The sequence below is a fragment of the Streptomyces africanus genome (genome assembly GCF_002150735.1).
Classification (GTDB): domain Bacteria; phylum Actinomycetota; class Actinomycetes; order Streptomycetales; family Streptomycetaceae; genus Streptomyces; species Streptomyces africanus.
Map to the genome: position 1 here is coordinate 1 of NZ_MUKA01000346.1, position 19,608 is coordinate 19,608.

At 70.7% G+C, this 19,608-nt stretch carries 12 protein-coding genes; all 12 read left to right on the forward strand.

The window, feature by feature from the left end; genetic code table 11:
* The first annotated feature begins 12 nt into the window (after positions 1-12).
* On the forward strand, positions 13-4,878 hold the full coding sequence (locus tag CCL05_RS44245; protein WP_143589993.1) for a hypothetical protein: 4,866 nt from the start codon (positions 13-15) through the stop codon (positions 4,876-4,878).
* 19 nt (positions 4,879-4,897) lie between these two features.
* Positions 4,898-5,605 carry a hypothetical protein gene (locus CCL05_RS34970; protein ID WP_086564668.1) on the forward strand — a complete coding sequence of 236 codons (708 nt, stop codon included), beginning with the start codon at positions 4,898-4,900 and terminating at the stop codon, positions 5,603-5,605.
* Positions 5,602-6,288 carry a hypothetical protein gene (locus CCL05_RS34975; protein ID WP_086564669.1) on the forward strand — a complete coding sequence of 229 codons (687 nt, stop codon included), beginning with the start codon at positions 5,602-5,604 and terminating at the stop codon, positions 6,286-6,288. Before CCL05_RS34970 ends, CCL05_RS34975 begins: the two co-directional genes overlap by 4 nt.
* Positions 6,289-6,297: 9 nt before the next feature.
* A complete protein-coding gene (locus tag CCL05_RS34980; protein WP_086564670.1) occupies positions 6,298-6,666 on the forward strand; it encodes a LysM peptidoglycan-binding domain-containing protein in 369 nt (122 codons plus the stop codon).
* The gene (locus CCL05_RS34985; RefSeq protein WP_086564671.1) at positions 6,659-7,798 is read left to right on the forward strand and encodes a hypothetical protein; all 1,140 of its coding nucleotides are present in this window, start codon (positions 6,659-6,661) and stop codon (positions 7,796-7,798) included. Before CCL05_RS34980 ends, CCL05_RS34985 begins: the two co-directional genes overlap by 8 nt.
* A gap of 40 nt (positions 7,799-7,838) precedes the next feature.
* On the forward strand, positions 7,839-8,375 hold the full coding sequence (locus CCL05_RS34990; RefSeq protein ID WP_086564672.1) for a phage baseplate assembly protein V: 537 nt from the start codon (positions 7,839-7,841) through the stop codon (positions 8,373-8,375).
* Between the two features lie 19 nt (positions 8,376-8,394).
* Positions 8,395-8,739: a hypothetical protein gene (locus CCL05_RS34995; protein WP_086564673.1), complete on the forward strand. Its 345-nt coding sequence runs from the start codon at positions 8,395-8,397 to the stop codon at positions 8,737-8,739.
* Positions 8,736-9,128, forward strand: coding sequence for a GPW/gp25 family protein (locus CCL05_RS35000; RefSeq protein ID WP_086564674.1), 393 nt, complete (start codon positions 8,736-8,738; stop codon positions 9,126-9,128). The genes CCL05_RS34995 and CCL05_RS35000 overlap by 4 nt, the downstream gene beginning before the upstream one ends.
* On the forward strand, positions 9,125-12,232 hold the full coding sequence (locus CCL05_RS35005) for a putative baseplate assembly protein (RefSeq protein WP_086564675.1): 3,108 nt from the start codon (positions 9,125-9,127) through the stop codon (positions 12,230-12,232). The genes CCL05_RS35000 and CCL05_RS35005 overlap by 4 nt, the downstream gene beginning before the upstream one ends.
* Entirely contained in the window at positions 12,229-16,053 is a 3,825-nt protein-coding gene (locus CCL05_RS35010; protein WP_086564676.1) for a putative baseplate assembly protein, read from the forward strand. The genes CCL05_RS35005 and CCL05_RS35010 overlap by 4 nt, the downstream gene beginning before the upstream one ends.
* Positions 16,053-18,200 (forward strand): hypothetical protein, encoded by a 2,148-nt coding sequence (locus CCL05_RS35015; RefSeq protein ID WP_086564677.1) that lies wholly within the window; start codon positions 16,053-16,055, stop codon positions 18,198-18,200. Before CCL05_RS35010 ends, CCL05_RS35015 begins: the two co-directional genes overlap by 1 nt.
* A 57-nt stretch (positions 18,201-18,257) precedes the next feature.
* The coding region (locus CCL05_RS35020; RefSeq protein WP_086564678.1) for a DUF6519 domain-containing protein at positions 18,258-19,608 on the forward strand (1,351 nt) is incomplete at its 3' end.

The following is a 19,608-nucleotide window of genomic DNA, read 5'->3' on the forward strand; positions in this document are numbered from 1 at the left end:
CCGGCGCCGGGCGTGGCTTCCAAGGACCCCAAACAGGGCGACGATCCCAAGGCGGGTCCGGTCGCCGCCGAGGCCAACACGCAGGAGGCCACGGACCGTTCGAAGGAGACGGGCGGCGGTACGGCCGAGCAGGCCGCCAAGGAGGAGAAGGGCACGCCGACCGCGGGCGGACCGGGCGACAAGGCGTCGGGCGGCGACAAGGGCTCCGCGCAGGCCCGCTCCGACACCTCGGCGACCGAGTCCCCGTCGGACACGGCCAAGAAAGGTGCCGAAGGGGAGAAGACGTCTTCCGACGAGGGCGCTTCGGGAGCGGCGAAGCCCGAGGAGTCCCCCGGTCCGCAGGAGTCGAAGGGACCCAAGGACCAGGGAGGAAGCGGAACTTCGGGAGGCTCCGCGTCCGGGGGCGGGACGACCGGCTCCGACAACTGGGCCGATACCGGTACGGCACCGTCGTCCGGCTCGACTTCCGGCCCATCTTCGGACAGCGACAACTCCGGCCCGGACACGGCAAGTTCCGGCCCCCGAACGGCGTCCCGCTCCTCCTCCCGTACGGAGAAGCCGAGCCCGAGGGCACAGAACCCGCGTACCGAGGCCCGGAAGGAGCAGGCTCCGCAGCCGCAGAGCAGGGCCGACTCCGGCGGCGGGGGCGAATCCGGCTCCCGGCCCGCTCCGGCGGCAGCACGCGGTGGGGGCGGCGGTGGCGGCTCGAAGGGTGGCTCCAAGAGTTCCGCGGCCAAGGGGAAGAAGGCGTCCAAGGCTGCTCCGGACCTCTCCGGTGTCTCCCCCGAGGAGGGCCTTTCCGCAGCGTCGAACCTCAAGCCGCACCAGGCCGTCGAGGCGATGGACAGCGTCGGCGGCGCCGTGGACAAGGACGTCGGCAAGGAACACAAGCAACTGGCCTCCAAGCCGCCCGCCATGGAGCGCCCCACCGGCGCCCCGAGGACACTGCACGGCAAGCCGGACGCCGAGGAGGCAGCGCAGTACAACGAGGACAAGGCAAAGCGCGCCGATGACGCAAAGGGCGAGAAAGCCGAGGTCAAGGGCGAGAAGAAGCCGGAAGGCAAGATCGAAGCCGAGGAGATGGAGGAGCCGGACTTCTTCGACCAGCTGGGGATGATGGCGGGCTACGCCATCGGCGGGATCGGTGACTGGCTCGGCTTCGATGTCACGGCGGAGGACCTGGCCGCCCAGTTCGCCGGAATGCCCACCAAGGACGAGGCCCTCAAGGAGGCGCAGAACGGCACTGCCCCGGGCGTCTCCATGAAGGGCCAGGCCGACGACAAGGCCGAGGAGCAGGGCGGCAACACCGACGACAAGAGCCAGGAGGCCGCCGAGACCGGCGCCGACGACGCCGGTCGCAAGATGGGCGAGGACCAGGTCTACCCGGACGCGCCGAAGGAACGGCTCGAGGGGAAGGTGCCGGCCGGGCAGGGCGGCAAGTCGCAGGTGGGCGGCGGCGGTGCGAGCACCGGTGCCGTACCGCCCGAAGCGGCCTCGGAAGTGGCCGAGCACGAACGCAAGCCGCAGTTCAAGAAGGCTCTCAGTGACGGCCGCCAGGACATGGGCAAGGGCCGGGAGAAGAAGACTCAGGACACCCGCAGGTCCCAGGACGAGCACAAGCGGCAGGTCGACAAGGAAGTCCAGTCCAACACCAAGGAGCAGACGGGCAAGCGCGAGGGCGTCCTGACGGACGTGGACAAGCAGCGCTCCGACTGGACCAAGGAGCAGGACGAGGAGCTGAAGAAGCTCGGCACGAAGAAGTCCGACCGCGAGAAGAAGATCCGCGATGACGTCAAGAAGGAAGAGGAGGACACCGACAAGGACGTCGACAAGGAGAAGGAGACCAGCGACAAGGACATCAAGGACAAGGGCGACAAGGCCGAGGAGGAAGCGGAGAAGAAGAAAGACGAGAAGGTCAGCGACTCCAGGGGATGGTTGTCCAAGACACTCGACTGGATCAAAGAGAAGTTCATCGAGCTTCGGGACAAGGTCGTCCAGATCATCAAGGACGCCCGTAATGCGATCATCGAGGCGCTGAAGAGCTTCAAGGAGACGGTCGAGGGCTGGATCAACGCGGCCCGCGAGGGCATCGTCGAGATGATCAAGAAGTTCATCGAGGACCTGATCGAGTTCGTCACGTCCTTGGTGGAAGCGGTCATCGAAATCGCCCGCCGCATCCGCAAGTTCATCACGGATCTCATCAACGCGGCGATCGCGTTCGTCAACCAGCTCGCCGCGACGCTGAAGCAGATCATGAAGGATCTGCTGGAGTCGATCGCGAAGCTTCTCAGCGACATCCTGAACGTCCTGAAGAAGATGCTTCTCGACGTTCTCAAGGCGTGCAAGGACGCGCTCAAGTCGATCCTCGACTTCGCGACGAAGTTCATCGCCGCCTTCGGCGAGTTCATGATGATCCTGGTCGACATCCTCTCGGACCCGGGCGGCTGGCTGAGCGGCGCGAAGAACTCCGCGTACGACGGCGCGAAGAACCACCTCTTCAACGAGGTCAAGAGCGCTGTGAAGCAGTGGTTCAACGACAAGGTCAAGGAGATCACCGGCCTGACCGAAGCCGTCTGGAACAAGCTCATGAAGGGCGGCTGGACCCTCGAGAAGATCGCCAAGGAGGTGTGGGACGCGATCGTCCCCCAACTCCCGTTCATCATCGGTGAGATCGTCATCACCAAGGTGCTGACGAAGCTGATCCCCGGCGCCGGCTGGGGCGCGGCCATCCTGGAGGCCATCCAGGCGGCGATCGGCTCACTGGGCGAGATCCTCAAGGCCATCGGCGCCGTCATCACCTGGCTGAAGTCCGTACGCCAGGGCGGCGCGGGCGTTCTCTTCGCCAAGGCGATCGCGGCCGGCATCGTCGTGCTGCTGGAAATGGCCTACGAGTTGATCCTCAGCGGCATCGGCAAGTACGTGTCGAAGGTCGGCAAGCGGCTGAAGGGCGTCGCCGCCAACATGGGCAAGGACAAGCGCGGCGGCACGGACAAGGGTAAGGACGGGCAGGGCGGCGGGGACGAAAAGGGGTCCGACAAGGACGGGGACAAGGGCGCGCCCTCGTCGACACCCCCCAAGACACAGACGGCCACACCGCCACCCGGCAAGAAGTCCCAGGACACGCCGGGTAAGCCGAAGGACCAGGGCAGTCCGGGCAAGCCGAAGGACCAGCCTGGTCCCGGGAAGCCGAAGGACCAGACCCCTCCCGCCAAGGACAAGGGCGGCCCGGTCAAGCCGAAGGACAAGGGCACCGACGCCCCGTCCCCCAAGCCGACGAACCCCAAGGGCCCCACCAACAAGCCCGGCAAGGACAACGGCAAGCCCGACGACAAGAAGAACACCCCGAGCGACAAGTCCACAAAGCCGACGCCCCCGACGTCCAAGGACAAGAACGGCAATCCGAAGGACAAGGACCAGCAGCCGGCCAAGGACAACCAGGACACCAAGCCGACTCCACCGGCGAAGTCCAAGCAGGACCCGGGCAAGAAGGATGGGCCGGACGGCACGAAGAAGGACGAGAACAAGGGCGACGAGAACAAGAGCCCAGACCCCAACAACAAGCGTCCCGATCCCGACTCGAAGAAGGACCCGTCGGACAACGACAGTCCGGGCAGGAAGGGCACGGAGGGAGAGGGCAAGGGACGCAAGGACCCCGACAGCGACGGCAAAGACGGCAAAGACGGCAAGGACGGCAAGGACGGCAAGGACGACAAGCGAGGGGAACGCGATAAGCGCGACGACCCAGACCTCCGGGACCGCCGAGACAAGCGGAAAAAGGAGGAAAAGGACTCGAAGGACAAGCAGCTGGACGAAATCGTCGCCCGCATCCGCCGGATCCTGAAGAAGCGCCTCGAACCTGGAATCCCGAGGGACGCCCACCTTGAGCTGCTGACCGCGCTGCGCCGCCACTACCGACTCACCGCCTTGTCCCTCATGGGCGGGCCCGAGTTCAACATCTACGCGACGCTCAACCCGACCAAGCACGTGATCACAGCCAACGAGGACGGTCTCGCGGATTACCTGAAGCGCCACACGCTGCCACGTCCCGACGAAAATGACTTCAAAGACGGGGACATCCCCACAGGGTTCAAGCGAGATTTCATCAACCCGGGATGGGCAGAAATCAACGGTGAAGAGGCCCCGGGTGGAGACCGAAAAGGAATAGTGGGCTGGAGTCACATCATCTCCGCTTCACTTCAGTCCCCCCATACCGGTGCGTACCATCAATGGGATGCCATGCACCTCCTGCCCCGAGAGCTCGGAGGTCCGAAAGACGGGTCGAACTTCGTTCCCGCCTATCACCACATCAACAAGCCTTGGTACAACAAGTTCGAACGGGTGCCGGCGAAGGAATTCGGGTCGCAAGCCGACGCACGGCAGACCGGTCATGTGCCCGGTCGGTATGAGGTAAGTCTTGATCTGTATGAGGGGGCGAGGCCAGGCATGGGCTACCCGGACGACAAGTATCCGCCCGGTTTCCCCGACTCCATGACGACCTCGTGGGTCGTCTACAAGCGGGAGCCGAACACCACGGGTGAGGAGCGCGGTCACTGGAACGAGGACAAGGGCGACTCCAAGACTGTTGAGCCGGACTTCGGCGAGCCGCCGATGGGCAGGCCCACGATCCCGAACATCAATATCGGCGACAGGAAGAGCGTCGAGGCCAGCGCGTGGCTGCCCACGCCATGGGTGGACGCGATTCTGGACTTGCGAGCCACGCAGAGATTCTCCGGCATCGACGACCTCAAAAGACGCCTGCGAGACTACAAGATCCCGATGGGCTTGGGTTTGGATCGGGAGGGCCGGCATCTCCTGAAGCGAGACCGCTACCTCAAACGCCTGACCGACTATCACAGCCAAGGACGCTTTACCATCTGACGGACGGGACGCGGAAGAAATGCCTCAGCTCAACCCCCTCGAACTGCAATACAAGACAATGCTTCAACGACTCCAAGAGGCCAAAGAGCTCATCCTCACGGAGTGCTCCTTCGGGGAGCCTTCCCTCCCCTTCAAGCGATATGAGGATCTTTCGTATATCGATCCCGCATGGACGGATGTCCGACTCGATGGTCCGATGCTCACGGACGCTCTTCGGCTCACCGAAGTCTCCGCTCACTGGGAATACAAGTCATCTCCTGACCGGATCCAAGGGGAGTTTCGGATCCCCTCACCCGTCGAAATCTTGAGCATGGGTCCCAGCCCTGCGGCCGAGGCTATGGAGGATCCGTTCCATCAAGAGTTCGTTGCCCAACTCCGACCTTTTGATATCGCGCGGAAGGTAGTTCCCCTATTCCGGGCCAACGTTCGGATGACGCAACAGGAGGGCCCCTTGGAGATATGGTTCGAGGGCCAGAAGACAATCGGAAGCCCGCCGTTTCCCTATGGTTACATCAAGCTCGATTTGACTTTTGTCGAATACCAGGAAGCGCTCCTGCTCAGCAAAGGGCTCCACGGGTGGCAGTACCTCTTCACCGACGCTCCGCTCGGCACTGCGGATTTCAACGTCGTGCGCGAGCGGCTTGAACGCGGGCTCCAAGTGCTGCCCGGCCTGTTTCCTGAGGATGACTTCACTCCGTTGAGAGAACGGCTGGAGGCCCGCCGATGACCCGCTACGCCGACATCCCCAAACCCATCCGCTCCGGCATAGTCCTCCTGGACCCCGACCGCGGCACCCCCCAACGCATCATCGTCCTCCAGTTCAACCCCGACACCTTGGAACGCAGCCTCTCGCCCCAGTCGGCAGGTGGCAGTGGTGATTCCGGGGGAGGCGGAAGTGGTAACGGGGACAGAAACGAGGCCCTCCGCCTGAAGGGCCCCGCTCAGGAGACCTGGAAGTTCACCGCCGAGATTGACGCCACCGACCAGTTCGAGATCGCCGCGCCCGACGGTATCCACCCCCAGCTCGCCGTGCTCGAAATGCTCGTGCAGCCGACCTCCGCGCAGCTCAGGGAAGCGAGCCGGCTGTCGAAGAAGGGGACCATCGAGATCAGCCCGATCGAGATGCCGCTGACCCTGTTCACCTGGGGCAGCAAGCGCGTCATGCCCGTACGGCTGACGGAGCTGTCCATCAACGAGTCCGCCTTCGACGTCAACCTCAACCCCATCCGGGCCTCCCTGAGCATCGGCCTCAAGGTGCTGACCGTCAGTGACCTGCCGCTCGGCCACCCCGGCGCCGAGCTGTACTACGCGCACCTCGCACAGAAGGAACGCCTCGCCGGCGCGGCACGCACCGCGGGGCTCGGATCGCTGGGGCTCAGGCCCGGTGACATCACGGTGGGAAGGGGCTGAGCACCGGACATGGCCGGCATCGAACCGTACGAGAGCGCGCTCGACGCGATACCGGGGGCGCACCCGTACCCGCGCACCAGCCGGTACCACGACGCCGAGATCGGGGTGCACCGCCAGCCCGACGGGACCGAAGTGCGGTACACCAAGCGCCGGTTGCTCCCGCCTCTTGAGGAGAGCGAGGACACGCAGGTTCACACCGTGCGTACCGGTGAACGTCCCGATCTCCTCGCCCAGCGCTACTTCGGCGACCCCGGCCAGTGGTGGCAGATCGCCGACGCCAACCCCGTACTGGACCCGCGTGAGCTGACCGCCGAACCGGGCAGCGAGGTCGACATCCCGCTCGCCGGGCACTTCCCACGGGGAGACAGGCGTGGCTGAACTGCCCGTGGGCCGCGGCCCCGTTCACATCACCCTGCACATGGGACCGCAGCTGGTGCGTCCCGTCCCCGCCGAGGTGACCGAGGCCCTGCTGTCCGCCCAGATCACCGCCACCGCCGGGGAGCGCAGCGGTTTCCAGCTGGCCTTCGATCTCACCAAGAACGGCCTCATCAACCGCACCCTCCTGCCCGAGGGCTTCTTCGACCCCAAGACGCGTCTCGTCGTGACCGTCACCGTCCGCGGCACGCCCGAGGTGCTGTTCGACGGGCTGATCGTGCGGCAGGAGGTCGGGGCCAGCAACCAGCCGGGCCACTCCACCCTCACCGTCACCGGCGAGGACCTGGCCCTGGTCATGGACCTGGAGGAGCGCACGGACCGGTACCCCAACATGCCGCCGTCGCAGCGGGTCCTCACCCTCCTGCGCCGCTACTCCGACTACGGCATCCGGCCCGACGTGTACACCGAGAAGGTCACCCAGCCCCCGCACCAGGACCTGCGCGTCCACTACCAGACGGGCACCGACCTCCAGTACATCAACGAGCTCGCCCGGGCGAACGGCTACACCTTCTACCTGGAGCCCGGACCGGCGCCCGGACAGTCCAGCGCACGCTGGGGGCCCGAGGTCCGCCTGGGCATCCGCCAGCACGCCCTCAACGTCAACATGGACGCCCACTCCACCGTCGACCAGCTGACCTTCGCCTACGACGGGACGGCGCGGGAGGAACCGCAGGCCCGCTGGCAGGACCCGGGGACCCGGCAGTCGACCCTCCTGCCGCAACCGCCGATCAGCCCGCTGCGGCCGCCGCTGGGCAAGCGGCCCACGCCCGCCCTGAAACGCAAGACGCTCTCCGGCACCGCCAAACAGCAGCGGGAGCAGGCCGAGGCCGAACTGCTCGCCCGGGCCGCCGTGTCCGCCGACGTCATCTCCGGCTCCGGCTCGCTCGACGTGAACCGGCACGGCTACATCCTCCAGCCGCGCCAACTGGTCGGCGTGCGCGGCTCGGGCCGTACGTACGACGGCGACTACTACGTCAAGTCCGTCACGCACACCCTGCGACCGGGCTCCTTCCGGCAGAACTTCACGCTCTCCCGAGAGGGACTCGAAGCACGCAGCGCCTACGTCAGGCCCTGACCTCACCTCGAACCGATCATCACGACCAGGAGCAGTTCACATGGCGGCACCCGGCAATCGCTACCTCGGCAAGTTCCGCGGACGAGTCGTGGACAACGACGATCCGCTGCACATCGGCCGCATCACCGTCGAGGTCCCCGACGTCCTGGGCGACGAGCCGTCGACCTGGGCGCTGCCCTGTCTGCCGTTCACGGGGCCGCAGGCCGGGCAGTTCGTGGTGCCGTCGCCCGGGGCCGGCGTCTGGGTCGAGTTCGAGCAGGGCGACCCCAGCTTCCCGGTGTGGACGGGGTGCTGGTACGGGGAGCAGGCCGAGCTGCCGCCCGACGCCCGCCGGCTCGTCCAGCCGGCGTCCCAGGCCAAGCCCGTCGTGGTCCAGACACCCGAGGCACACAAGATCGTGATGAGCGATCCGCCCGGCACCGACCAGGGGATCCTGCTCCAGGCGCAGGGCGGGGCGTACATCCGCATCACCAAGGAAGCCATCGTCATCTCCAACGGTCTGGGCGCGGAAATCACCCTGCGCGGCGACCAGGTGGACGTGAACGAGGGCCAGTTGACCGTCGCGTCCAAGCGATAGGAACGGGGGAACGAAGAACGTGTCCGGAACATCCGGGAGTCTGCTGGACAGCGCCGCCGTGATCGGCTGCCCGCACGGCGGGCGCGTCACGGCGGCCACCCCGCCGGCCGGCGGCGTACGCGTCGCGGGCGCCGCCGTCGCCACCTCCGCGCACCACTACGTGGTCACCGGCTGCCCGCACACCGTCGACCGGGTGCCCATGCCGTGCGTCACGGTCCGCTGGACCGCGAGCGGCAGCGGCATCACCGTCGACGGCGCGCCCGTGCTGCTCGACATCTCCGCCGCCCAGTGCTTCACCGCGGCCTTCGTCCCGCAGGGACCGCCCGTCGTCCAGGGCACGCAGCGAAAGGTCACCGTCCGATGAGTCCCACGAGCCGCGGGATGCGCCCCCGCAGCGACATCGCCTTCCCGTTCCGCGCGGACCGCCGTGGCCGCACCGCGCACGCCGGCCACGGTGAGCATGTCCACGACCTGATCGAGCAGTTGCTGTTCACCAGCCCCGGCGAGCGCGTGATGCGCCCCGACTTCGGCTGCGGGCTCCTCGACCTGGTGTTCACGCCCAACAGCCCCGAACTGATCAGCACGCTCGAACTCTCCGTACAGGCCTCGCTCCAGAGCTGGCTCGGCGACCTCATCGACGTGGAGGCCCTCGACGTCGTCAGCGAGGACCACGTCGTGCGCGTGTACCTGTCGTACGCCCTGCGCGCCACCGGCACCCGGCACGAGGACGTCTTCGAAGGGAGGGCGGCATGACCACCGGCACCGCGTCCCGCCGGGCCCGTGTACGGGCCGCCCAACTCAACGGAGTCGACACCGTCGAGCCCGGCGACGACGGCCTGCTGCTCACCGTCACCTTCCTCGGCAAGGCCCCGCACGGCCTCGGCCCCGAAAACGTCCGCATCGACGGCGGCCGGCGCATCACCGGCATCACCGCCGTCGACGTCAGCGTCGAACGCGAGGAGGACCCCGAACTCGACGACCGGCTCTACGTCACCCTCGACAAGGCCGGCGACACCTCCCGCTACCGGCTCTCCCTCGTCGAGACCGACCCGTACGGACGGCCCTCCACCGAGCCGTACCACGGCTTCGACCAGCGCTACCACAGCGCCACGTTCACCTTCAGGCCCGACTGCCCCACCCCCTTCGACTGCAAGGACCAGGAGCAGCCGGAGCCGGACTTCCCCGCCGCGCCCGTCATCGACTACACGGCCCGCGACTACGACACCATCCGCAAGCTGCTCCTGGACCGGCTCGCGCTCACCACGCCCGACTGGGTGGAGCGCAACCCCGCCGACCTGGGCACGACCCTCGTCGAACTCCTCGCGTACACCGGCGACCAGATCAGCTACCAGCAGGACGCGGTCGCCACCGAGGCCTACCTCGACACCGCCCGCCGCCGCGTCTCCGTACGCCGCCACGTGAAGCTCATCGACTACGCGATGCACGACGGCTGCAACGCCCGCGCCTACGTCACCGTCCGCACCGCGGACGACCGGACGCTCGCCCCGGGCACCTTCCGCTTCGCCTCCGTCGACGTGCGCAGTCTCGACCCGCACGACCGCCCCGAACCGGGCACCGTCATCGACGAGAGCGAGCTCGGCGACCTCGACGAGCGCGGCTCGGTGGAGGTGTTCGAACCCGTCGTCGCCACCGACCCGCTGGAGCTGCGGGTCGCGCACAACACGATCCGGCTGTGGACGTGGGGCGGCGAGGTGTGCACCCTGCCGAAGGGAGCCACCGCCGCCACCCTGCGGGACGCCTGGGCCGACCCGGAGACCTGCCGCGAGCGCCGGCTCGACCTCGAGCCCGGCGACGTCATCGTCCTGGAGGAGGTGAAGGGCCCGCGCACCGGCACCCCCGGCGACGCCGACCCCGCCCACCGCCAGGCCGTCCGCCTCACCTCCGTCACGCCCGGCCTCGACCGGATCGAGGACCAGCCGGTCCTGGAGGTCACCTGGGCCGCCGAGGACGCGCTGCGCTTCCCGCTCTGCCTCACCACCCGCGGCGGACGCGACTGCCTGCCCGTCGAGGACGTCACCCTCGCCCGAGGCAACGTCGTCCTCGTCGACCACGGCCGGACCCTGACCGGGCTGCCCGAGACGGTCACCGTGCCGCCCGTACCCGCCGTGACCGCCCCCTGCGACCCTCCCGCCTTCGGCTGCCGGGACACCGAGGAGGGCAACGCCCCCGCGCGGCTGATCAACGCCCTGACGGAACGGACACAGTCGGGCCGGGCGCTCGTCCCCGACGACGTCCGCGAACTCCTCGAGGTCGTCGGCGAGCGCGCCACCGCACGCGCCGGCCTCGGCCTCGAGAGCGCCGGGCAGCGGCACGAACAGGTCGTGCCCGGCACGGCGTACGCCCAGACCGCCGCGCTGCGCACCCTGCTCGCCCAGTCCGTCTACCCGGGCATCGCACCCCGCTTCCGCCCCGTCCTCGGCCGCAGGCCCGTCACCCAGGCGGTGCCCTTCCCCGACCCCGGCACCGTCGCCGCCGGGCAGGCCGAGCGGATCGCGGCCATCCCGGGCCGGATCCGGCAGCGGCTCGTCGAGCTGTGGCGCAGCGCCCGCGACCGGGACGGTCTCGGCGAACGGGAGATCGCCGAACTCGCCGTGGTCTACGGCCTGAACGTGCTGGAACGCTTCGAACTGCGCCGCCACCCGGTCCGTGCCCTGCGCGAACTGCTGTACCGCAGCGACCAGTTGCTCGACACCAAGCTGCGCCGCGTCGAGGTCCTCGCCGCCCGGGCCCGCGCGGGCACGGTCCTCGACGGGCACATCGCCTGGGAGATCGCGCACAGCTGGGGCCCGGCCTACGCGGCCGGCCTCCACCCCGAGGAGACGGTGCTGCGCGGCCCGGCGGCCGCCGCACTCGCCCAGGACCCGCGCCGGGCACTGCCCGCCGTACGCGTCCACGGCGACGACGAGACCTGGGAGCCGCGCCGCGACCTGCTCGGCAGCGGTCCGCGCGAGCGGCACTTCGTGGGCGAACTGGAGGACGACGGCCGTCTGGCCCTGCGCTTCGGCGACGGCCGGCACGGCGCCAGGCCCACGCCCGGTTCCCGTCTCACACTGCGCTACCGGCTCGGCGGCGGCACCGCCGGCAACGTCGGCGCCCAGGCCATCAACCACCTCGTCGTGCAGAGCGGTTGCGAAGCGCCGGCCGTCGTCGTGCGCAACCCCCTGCCCGCGGCCGGCGGCACCCAGCCCGAACCGGTCGAGCAGGTACGCCAGCTGGCCCCGCTCGACCTGCGCCGCACCCGGCTGCGTGCCGTCACCGCCGAGGATTACGCGGCCCTTGCGGGTGAACTGCCGGGCGTGCAGCGCGCGGCGGCCGAACTCCGCTGGACGGGCAGCGTCCAGGAGGCGCACATCGCGGTCGACGCGTACGGCACCGCCGCCCCGTCACCGGACCTGCTCGACTCGGTCGCCCAGGCGCTGGAGACGTACCGGCGCATCGGGCACGACCTCGTCGTGGGCCCCGCCCGCCTGGTGCCGCTCGACATCGCCCTGACCGTGTGCGCCCGGCCGGGCCACCAGCACGGGCAGATCCTGGCCGAGCTGTACCGCGTGCTGGGCAGCGGACGGCTGCCGGGCGGACGGCTCGGCTTCTTCCACCCCGACGCGCTCACCTTCGGCGAACCGGTCCGGCTCAGCCGCCTGGTCGCCGTCGCCGCGGCCGTGCCCGGAGTGGAGAGCGTCGAGGTCACCCGGCTGCGGCGGCTGTACGGACAGGACCGAGGAGAGAGGGAGGACGGCGTGCTGCGGCTCGGCCCGCTGGAGATCGCCACCTGCGACAACGACCCGGACCGGCCGGAGAACGGCCTGCTGGCGATATCCCTGGGAGGAGCCCGATGACCGACTCGCACCCGGTCACCGCGACCGACGCGTGCGGCTGCGGCGGCGCCTGCCGCGGCGGCCACGACGAGCGCCTCGCGCCGGCCCCCTTGCACAACCCGCCCGGCCGCACCGCGCTGGACTACCGCGTCGGCGAGTACGGCTCCTTCCTGGCCGCCCTGCTCGACCGGCTCGCCTCACCCGCCTACCCGGCGCTGAACCGGCTCACCGTCCGCACCCCGGACGACCCGGCGATCGGCCTGCTCGACGCCACCGCCGTCCTGGGCGACCTGCTCACCTTCCACTCCGAGCGCATCGCCGACGAGGCCTACATCCGCACCGCGAACGAACACCGGTCCCTGGTGCTGCTCGGCCGGCTCGTCGGGCACCGGCCGCGCCCCGGCGTCGCGGCGGCCACGCACCTGGCGTACACCCTCGAACGGGACCCGCGCGCCGAGGCCCAGAACGTGCTGATCCCGCGCGGGGCGCGCAGCCACAGCGTGCCCGCGTCCGCCGGCGAGGAGTCGCTGACGTTCGAGACCAGCCGGGATCTGACGGCCCGCTGGGACTTCAACGAACTGAAGGTCCGCCGCCGCCGTCCTTCGCTCGTCACCCCGCAGGACCTGGAGAAGCGCTCCGAGCTCTTCGTCGAGGGCACCGCGCACTCCCTGCGGACCGGCGACCAGTTGCTGTTCGTCTTCGGGGAAGGCGCCGGCGGCGAGCGCAAGCTGGTGCCGGTGGCGGGCACGCGCGTCGACCGGGACGACGACGTCACGGCGATCTCCCTGCCGAAGTCGGCGCCGCCGAGCCTGAAGGAACTCGTCGACGAGGTACGGCGCTGGACCGCGCTTCCGGCGCAGCCGGGAGAGCCGGGGGAGGAGCCGCCGACCCCGGAGGTGCCCAACCCGCGGCCGGTCAGCCGGCTGATCGAGGACTTCGAGGACCAGGTCCTCGCCCCACTGCGTACCGACCTGGAAGAAGTCAAGACCCCCGAGCGGCTCGCGGGCCGGCTCGCGGAACCTCTCGCCCGTCTCGGTGAGGCGCAGGTGCTCGCCGAGCCGTATGAGGACGTGGCGGAGTGGTTCGAGCGGTTGGAGGCGGTGTTGGCGGAACTCGCCGAGCGGGCGCTGGAGTTGGCGCCGGCGCAGGCGGATGAGGTGGGTGCCTCGATGGGTGGTCGGCCGTCCGCGGCGCCGTTGGGGCTGGTGGCGCAGTTCCCCGCGCCCCTGAAGGGCGACTCGCGCGCCGCTGCTCTGGAAGCCCTGGGGGCCGTACTACCCGCCCTGCGCGCCACCACGCCCGCCCCAGTGGGCACCTCCGGCCGACAACTCCCCGGCACCGACACCGCCCGGCTCCTCTCCGCCCTCAACCCCGGCCTCGGCAGCCTCTACCCGGCCTGGCGGGCGGCCGCCGCCCCCGGTGCCCCGCGGCTGCTGCGCGAGCTGCTCGCCCTGCGCGTCACCGCGGCCCCCTTCGGCGCCACGGCCCCGCTCAAGCCGGTCCAGGACGATCGCGGCCGGGTCATCCGTACCGCCGACTGGCCGCTGACCGGAGCGGTGCTGGCCACCCTGCGCGTCGTGTACGACACGGCGGGCAAGACCCCGGTCCGGGCCGAGTTCCAGTACGTCGAGGGCAGCAGCTCCGACCAGCGCGCCGAGAACCTGCCCGTCACCCAGCCGGTCACCTTCACGCTAGGCCCCGGCCAGGTCGAGCTGTCCGTGCGCTCCGGCCAGGACCGCGATCTGAGCTGGCTGAACCGGCGGCCCGCCGACTCCCAGGAACCCGGCGTCACCGCCCGCCTCCACTCCGGCCTGCCCGAGCGCACCCTGTTCGTGTCCCGGCCCGACGACGAGGGCCTGATCCACGTCGGCGTCCACAACGGCACGTCCGAGCAGATCGCCCTCCGGCCGGGCGCCAGTGAGCAGTTCACGCACGGCGAGCACGAGGTCAGCCTCAAGTACACGGTGGGCAGCGCCGAACCCAACGTCGAGATCGTCATCGCCACCAAGCCGGAGCCCGTCAACCGCCGCACGCTCCAGCTGGACACCGTGCACGAGGGCATCACCGTCGGCAGCTGGGTGGCGGTCCAGCGGCCCGCCAAGGGCTCCGACCAGGGCGTCCCCGGCGATCCGAAGCTGGCGTTCGTCACGACCCAGGTGGTGGCCGTGCGCACGGCCGCGTACACCAACTACGGCATCACCGGCCGCGGCACCGAGCTCACCCTCGCCGACCCCTGGCTGGACGAGTTCGACGTGCTCCTGTCGCACATCCGCGACACCACCGTGCACGCGGCGGGCGAGCCGCTGCGCCTCGCCGACGAACCGCTCGGCGAGGACGTGCACGGCAACGAGATCGAACTCGCCGAGCTGTACGACGGGTTGCGCCCCGGCCGCACGATCGTCGTCGAGGGCGAACGCAGTGACATCCCCGGCACGGCCGGGGTACGGGCCACCGAGGTCGTCACCATCGCCGCCGCCGACCCCGCCGCGGACCGACGGATCCCCGGCGACCACGTCCACACCCGGCTCACCTTCACCGCCGACCTCGCCCACCGCTACCGCCGTGAGACGGTCCGCATCCTCGGCAACGTCGTCGAGGCGACCCACGGCGAGAGCCGGGAGGAGGCCATCGGCAGCGGCGACTCGGACCGCGTCAACCAGACCTTCGCTCTCTGGCAGTCCCCGCTGACCTGGCTCGCCGACGACAACCCCCTCGGCGCCACGCCGGTGCTGGAGATCCGGATCGACGGTGTGCTGTGGCACGAGGTCGACAGCCTCGCCGGACGCGGCCCGACCGAGCGGGTCTACATCACCGGCTCCACCGCCGACGGCCGGACCACGGTGACCTTCGGCGACGGTGTGCACGGCGCCCGGCTGCCCTCCGGCCACGAGAACGTCCGCGCCCGCTACCGCTTCGGCACCGGCAAGGCCGCCAACGTCCCGGCGGACCGCGTCACCCAGCCTCTCACCCGGCCCCTCGGCGTCACCGCGGTCACCAACCCCCGCCCGGCCACGGGCGGCGCGGACGCCGACGGCCCGGGCCTGACCCGCCGTACGGTCCCGCTGGCCGTCTCGGCCCTGGACCGGCTGGTCTCCGAGTCCGACTACGAGGACTTCGCCCGCTCCCGGGCCGGCATCGGACGGGCTTCGGCACGCGAACTCTTCGACGGACGGCGGCGCGTGCTGCACGTGACGGTCGCCGGCACCGACGACGTGCCCATCGCGCCCGACTCGGACACCCTGCGCGCCCTGCGCGGCGCCCTCACCGAGTACGGCGACGCGAACCTCCCGGTCCGCGTGGACGGCCGGGAACTGGTCCTGCTGCTGATCGCCGCCAAGGTGAAGGTCGCCCCCGACCACGCCTGGCAGACCGTCGAACCGCGCCTGCGGCAGGCCCTGCTGCACCGGCTCGGTTTCGAGGGCCGGGAGCTGGGCCGCCCCGCCCGCCTCTCCGAGGTCCTGGCCACCGCCCACACCGTGCCCGGCGTCGACTACGTGGACGTCGACGTCTTCACCGGCGTGCCCGCCTCCGCCGGCCCGGACGAGCTCACCGAGCTGATCACCCGGCCCGGCCCGCCCAGGGCGACCGTCCCGGCGCACCCCGCGACGTACGACGAGAAGATCCACACCGTCCGCGCCGACAACGGCGAGACGCTGTCGGAGATCTGCGCCCGCCACGGCGTCCCCCTCGCCGAACTGCTGCGCCTCAACCCCGGCATCACCGACACCCGGCGCCTGCCCAAGGGCCGGTCGGTGTACGTCTTCCGCGGCATCCGCCCGGCCCAGCTCGCACTGCTGTCGCCCCGGGCCGCGGACACCCTGATCCTGACGGAGGTCAAGTGATGTCCCCGGACACCCAGTCGGAGACGCCGGCCCGCGGCGTGCCCAGGGAGCCGGACGGGCTCGCCGAACTGCTGCCCCGCTGGCACCTGCTGCGCGACGCCGAGGAGGGCGAGCCGCTGCGCGCCCTGCTCGCGGTGATCGCCGAGCAGCTCGACCGCGTCCGCGACGGCGTCCAGCAGGGCTACGAGGACCTGTTCGTGGAGACGGCGGCCCCCTGGGTGCTGCCGTACCTCGGCGATCTGGTCGGTTACCGCACCCTGCCCGGCTACGAGCGCGTCCTGACCACCGGCCTGCACGACGGCGGCCGGGAGGCCCTGGCCGAGGCGGTCGCCCCGCGCCGGGACGTGGCCGCCACGGTCGCGAACCGCCGCCGCAAGGGCACCCTGCACCTCCTGGAGGAGCTGTCCGAGCACGTGGCGGGCTGGCCCGCGCGGGCCGTCGAACTGTCCCGGCAGGTCGCCCACACCCAGCCGGTGAAGCTGTACGGCACCGGCACGCACCGCGGCGAGCGCGGCCGGCTGGCCGACCTGCGCGACGGCGCCGAACTCGCCCTGGGCGGCGGCCCCTTCGCGAACAGCGCCCGTACGGTCGACGTCCGCCGCGCCGAGTCACGGCACCGGCAGGGCGGCTGGAGCCCGGCCGGCGTCGCGCTCTTCGTGTGGCGGCTGAAGGCGTACGCGCTGACCAGGACCCCGGCCTACTGCATCGACAGGGCCCGCAACCTCTACACCTTCTCGATCCTCGGCAACGACACCCCGCTGGTCACCAAGCCGTTCCCGGAACCCTCGCCGGCGCACATCGCCGCCGTCGACAACGTGCCGGCCTTCGTCACCCGCCGTCTCCTGCACGACCGGCTGCTCGACTACTACGGCCCGGGCAAGAGCTTCGTGATCCGCCTCGACGGCGAGGACAACCCCGTACCGCCCTCGGACATCGTGGTCGCCGACCTGTCCGACTGGCGCTACCGGCCGAGGCGCGGCCAGGTGGCCGTCGACCCCGAGCTGGGCCGGATCGCGTTCGGCTCGCGCTCGGCGCCCCGGCAGGGCGTGTGGGTGGACTACCACTACGCGTTCGCCGCCGACACGGGCGGCGGCGAGTACGAGCGCGACCGCGAACCGCGGCCGGACGCGGAGTTCTACCGGGTCGGGCCGGGACAGCCGTACCGGCAGATCATGGACGCCTACCGGGCCTGGCAGCACGACCGCCGGGCCGACCGCACCGGCCCCGCCGGCATCATCGAGATCACGCACAGCGGCGCCTACCAGGAGCAGCTCGACTTCGACCTCGACCCGGGCGACCGGCTCGAACTGCGCGCCGCCGAGGGCACCCGCCCGGTCATCCGCCTGCTCGACTGGTACAGCAACCGCCCCGACGCCCTCAACATCCGCGCGGTGTCCGACGACTGCGCCCCGCACGAGCGGCCGCGGGTCGTCCTGGACGGGCTGCTCGTCGCCGGGCGCGGCATCAACGTGGCGGGTGCGGTGGGCGCCGTCGTCGTACGGCACAGCACGCTCGTGCCCGGCTGGTCCCTGGAGCCCGAGTGCGAGCCGCACTCGCCGGAGGAGCCGAGCATCGTCCTGGACCGCACCACCGCGTGCCTCCAGATCGAGCACAGCATCCTCGGCACCATCGAGGTCATCGGCGACGAGGTGAGCGAGGACCCCCTCGACATCCACCTCCGCGACAGCATCCTCGACTCCACCGCCGACGACCGCGAGGCCCTGTCCGCCCCGGACTGCCGCCACGCCCACGCCGTGCTGCACCTGCACCGCACCACCGTCATCGGCGAGATCCACACGCACGCGGTGGAGATCGCCGAGAACAGCGTCTTCACGGGCCGGCTCCACGTGGCCCGGCGCGGCATCGGCTGCCTGCGTTATTCCTCCGTCCCCGCCGGCTCGCGCACCCCGCGCCGGCACCGTTGCCCGGACAGCAAGCCGTTGTTCACCTCCCAGCGCTACGGAACGCCCTGGTACGGGCTGCTCGCGGACAGCTGCCCCGAGGAGATCCGGCGCGGTGCGGACGACGGCGCCGAGCCGGGTGCCTTCCACGACCTGTACCGGCCGCAGCGCGAGGACGGCCTGCGGGCCCGGCTCGCCGAGTACACGCCCGCGGGCACCGACGCCGGGATCTTCTTCGTGACGTGAGCCGCACCGCCACCGACTTCGTGAACCCGCACTTCTGAACCAGGGGGGACACCCTTCATGCACGCAGACCTCTCCCGCTCCACCTTCCGCCCGGAGCGGCACTACTCCGCGGTCGTCGCCCAGCAGGGCCGCGTCCAACTCGACGCCGACCTCAACGAACAGACCGCGATCCAGCTCCACCAGGCCCGCCGCCTCGCCGCCGACCTGATCGGACCGCACGGCGGGCCGCGCGACGCAGCCGGCTTCCACATCGAGTACGTCGGCGGCAAGCACGAGATCGACACCCTCATCGTCCACGGCGGCCGCTACTACGTCGACGGCATCCTGTGCGACGCCGGCCGCCCGGCCGCCGGAGTGCCCGTCACCGACGAGGACAGCGAGGAATCCGCGCCGGAGCCGCCCGCGACCTGGACCTACTGGGACCAGCCCGACGGCTTCCGCGACCCGGAGAAGCCCGGCGACCGGCTGCCCTCGCCCGCCCAGTCGCCGTTCGTCGTCTACCTGAACGTGTGGGAGCGCTCGGTCACCGCGGCCGAGGACCCCGCCCTGCGCGAGGTCGCCCTCGGCGCCGCCATGCCCGACACGGCCGCCCGCGTGAAGGTCGTCTGGCAGGTGCTGCCCCTGTCCCTCGCCGCGCTGGAGATCGAGGAGACCGACCCCTCCAAGGAAGTCGTCCGCGCCGCGTTCACCCGCTGGGCGCAGCGGCAGTCGGCCCCCTCGGCCCGGCTCGCCGCCCGCAGCGAGCGGCCCGACCACGCCGACGAGGACCCGTGCCTGGTCAAGCCGGACGCGCACTACCGCGGCCCGGAGAACCAGCTGTACCGCGTGGAGGTCCACGAGGGCGGCGAGGCGAAGGACGCCACCTTCAAGTGGTCCCGCGAGAACGGCTCCGTCGTCTTCCCGGTCGACGAACTCGACGGCACCTGGGTGCAGTTGGCGTCCCTCGGCCACGACGACAAGCTGGACCTGGACGTCGGCGACCACGTGGAGTTCGTCGACACCGCCTACGCCTCCCGGCTGGAGCCCCTGCCGCTGCTGCGGGTCGAGGAACTGGACCTGCCCGGCCGGCGCGTCCGCCTGTCCGCCGAACCCGCCCCGGGCGTCGGACGGCTCGCGCACCTGAACCCGTACCTGCGCCGCTGGGACCACCACGGCGGTCCGAAGCGCAAGGGCCGCTCCACCGCCCTGCGCGGCGGCGCGGTCCCCGTCGCGGAGGGGGAGTGGCTGCCCCTGGAGGACGGCGTCGAGGTGTACTTCGCCAAGGGCGGCACCTACCGCACCGGCGACCACTGGATCGTGCCCGCCCGCACCGCCACCGGCAGCGTCGAATGGCCCGTCGACCCGGCCCGCCGCCCCCTCCTCCAACCACCGGCCGGCATCGCCCGGCACTTCGCCCCGCTGGCCCTGA

Excerpts from the sequence above, each read along its gene's own strand:
- CCL05_RS34970 (WP_086564668.1), top strand. The coding sequence starts at position 4,898 with ATGCCTCAGCTCAACCCCCTCGAACTGCAATACAAGACAATGCTTCAA.
- CCL05_RS35010 (WP_086564676.1), top strand. The coding sequence starts at position 12,229 with ATGACCGACTCGCACCCGGTCACCGCGACCGACGCGTGCGGCTGCGGC.
- CCL05_RS35000 (WP_086564674.1), top strand. The coding sequence starts at position 8,736 with ATGAGTCCCACGAGCCGCGGGATGCGCCCCCGCAGCGACATCGCCTTC.
- CCL05_RS34980 (WP_086564670.1), top strand. The coding sequence starts at position 6,298 with ATGGCCGGCATCGAACCGTACGAGAGCGCGCTCGACGCGATACCGGGG.
- CCL05_RS34975 (WP_086564669.1), top strand. The coding sequence starts at position 5,602 with ATGACCCGCTACGCCGACATCCCCAAACCCATCCGCTCCGGCATAGTC.
- CCL05_RS35015 (WP_086564677.1), top strand. The coding sequence starts at position 16,053 with ATGTCCCCGGACACCCAGTCGGAGACGCCGGCCCGCGGCGTGCCCAGG.
- CCL05_RS35005 (WP_086564675.1), top strand. The coding sequence starts at position 9,125 with ATGACCACCGGCACCGCGTCCCGCCGGGCCCGTGTACGGGCCGCCCAA.
- CCL05_RS34990 (WP_086564672.1), top strand. The coding sequence starts at position 7,839 with ATGGCGGCACCCGGCAATCGCTACCTCGGCAAGTTCCGCGGACGAGTC.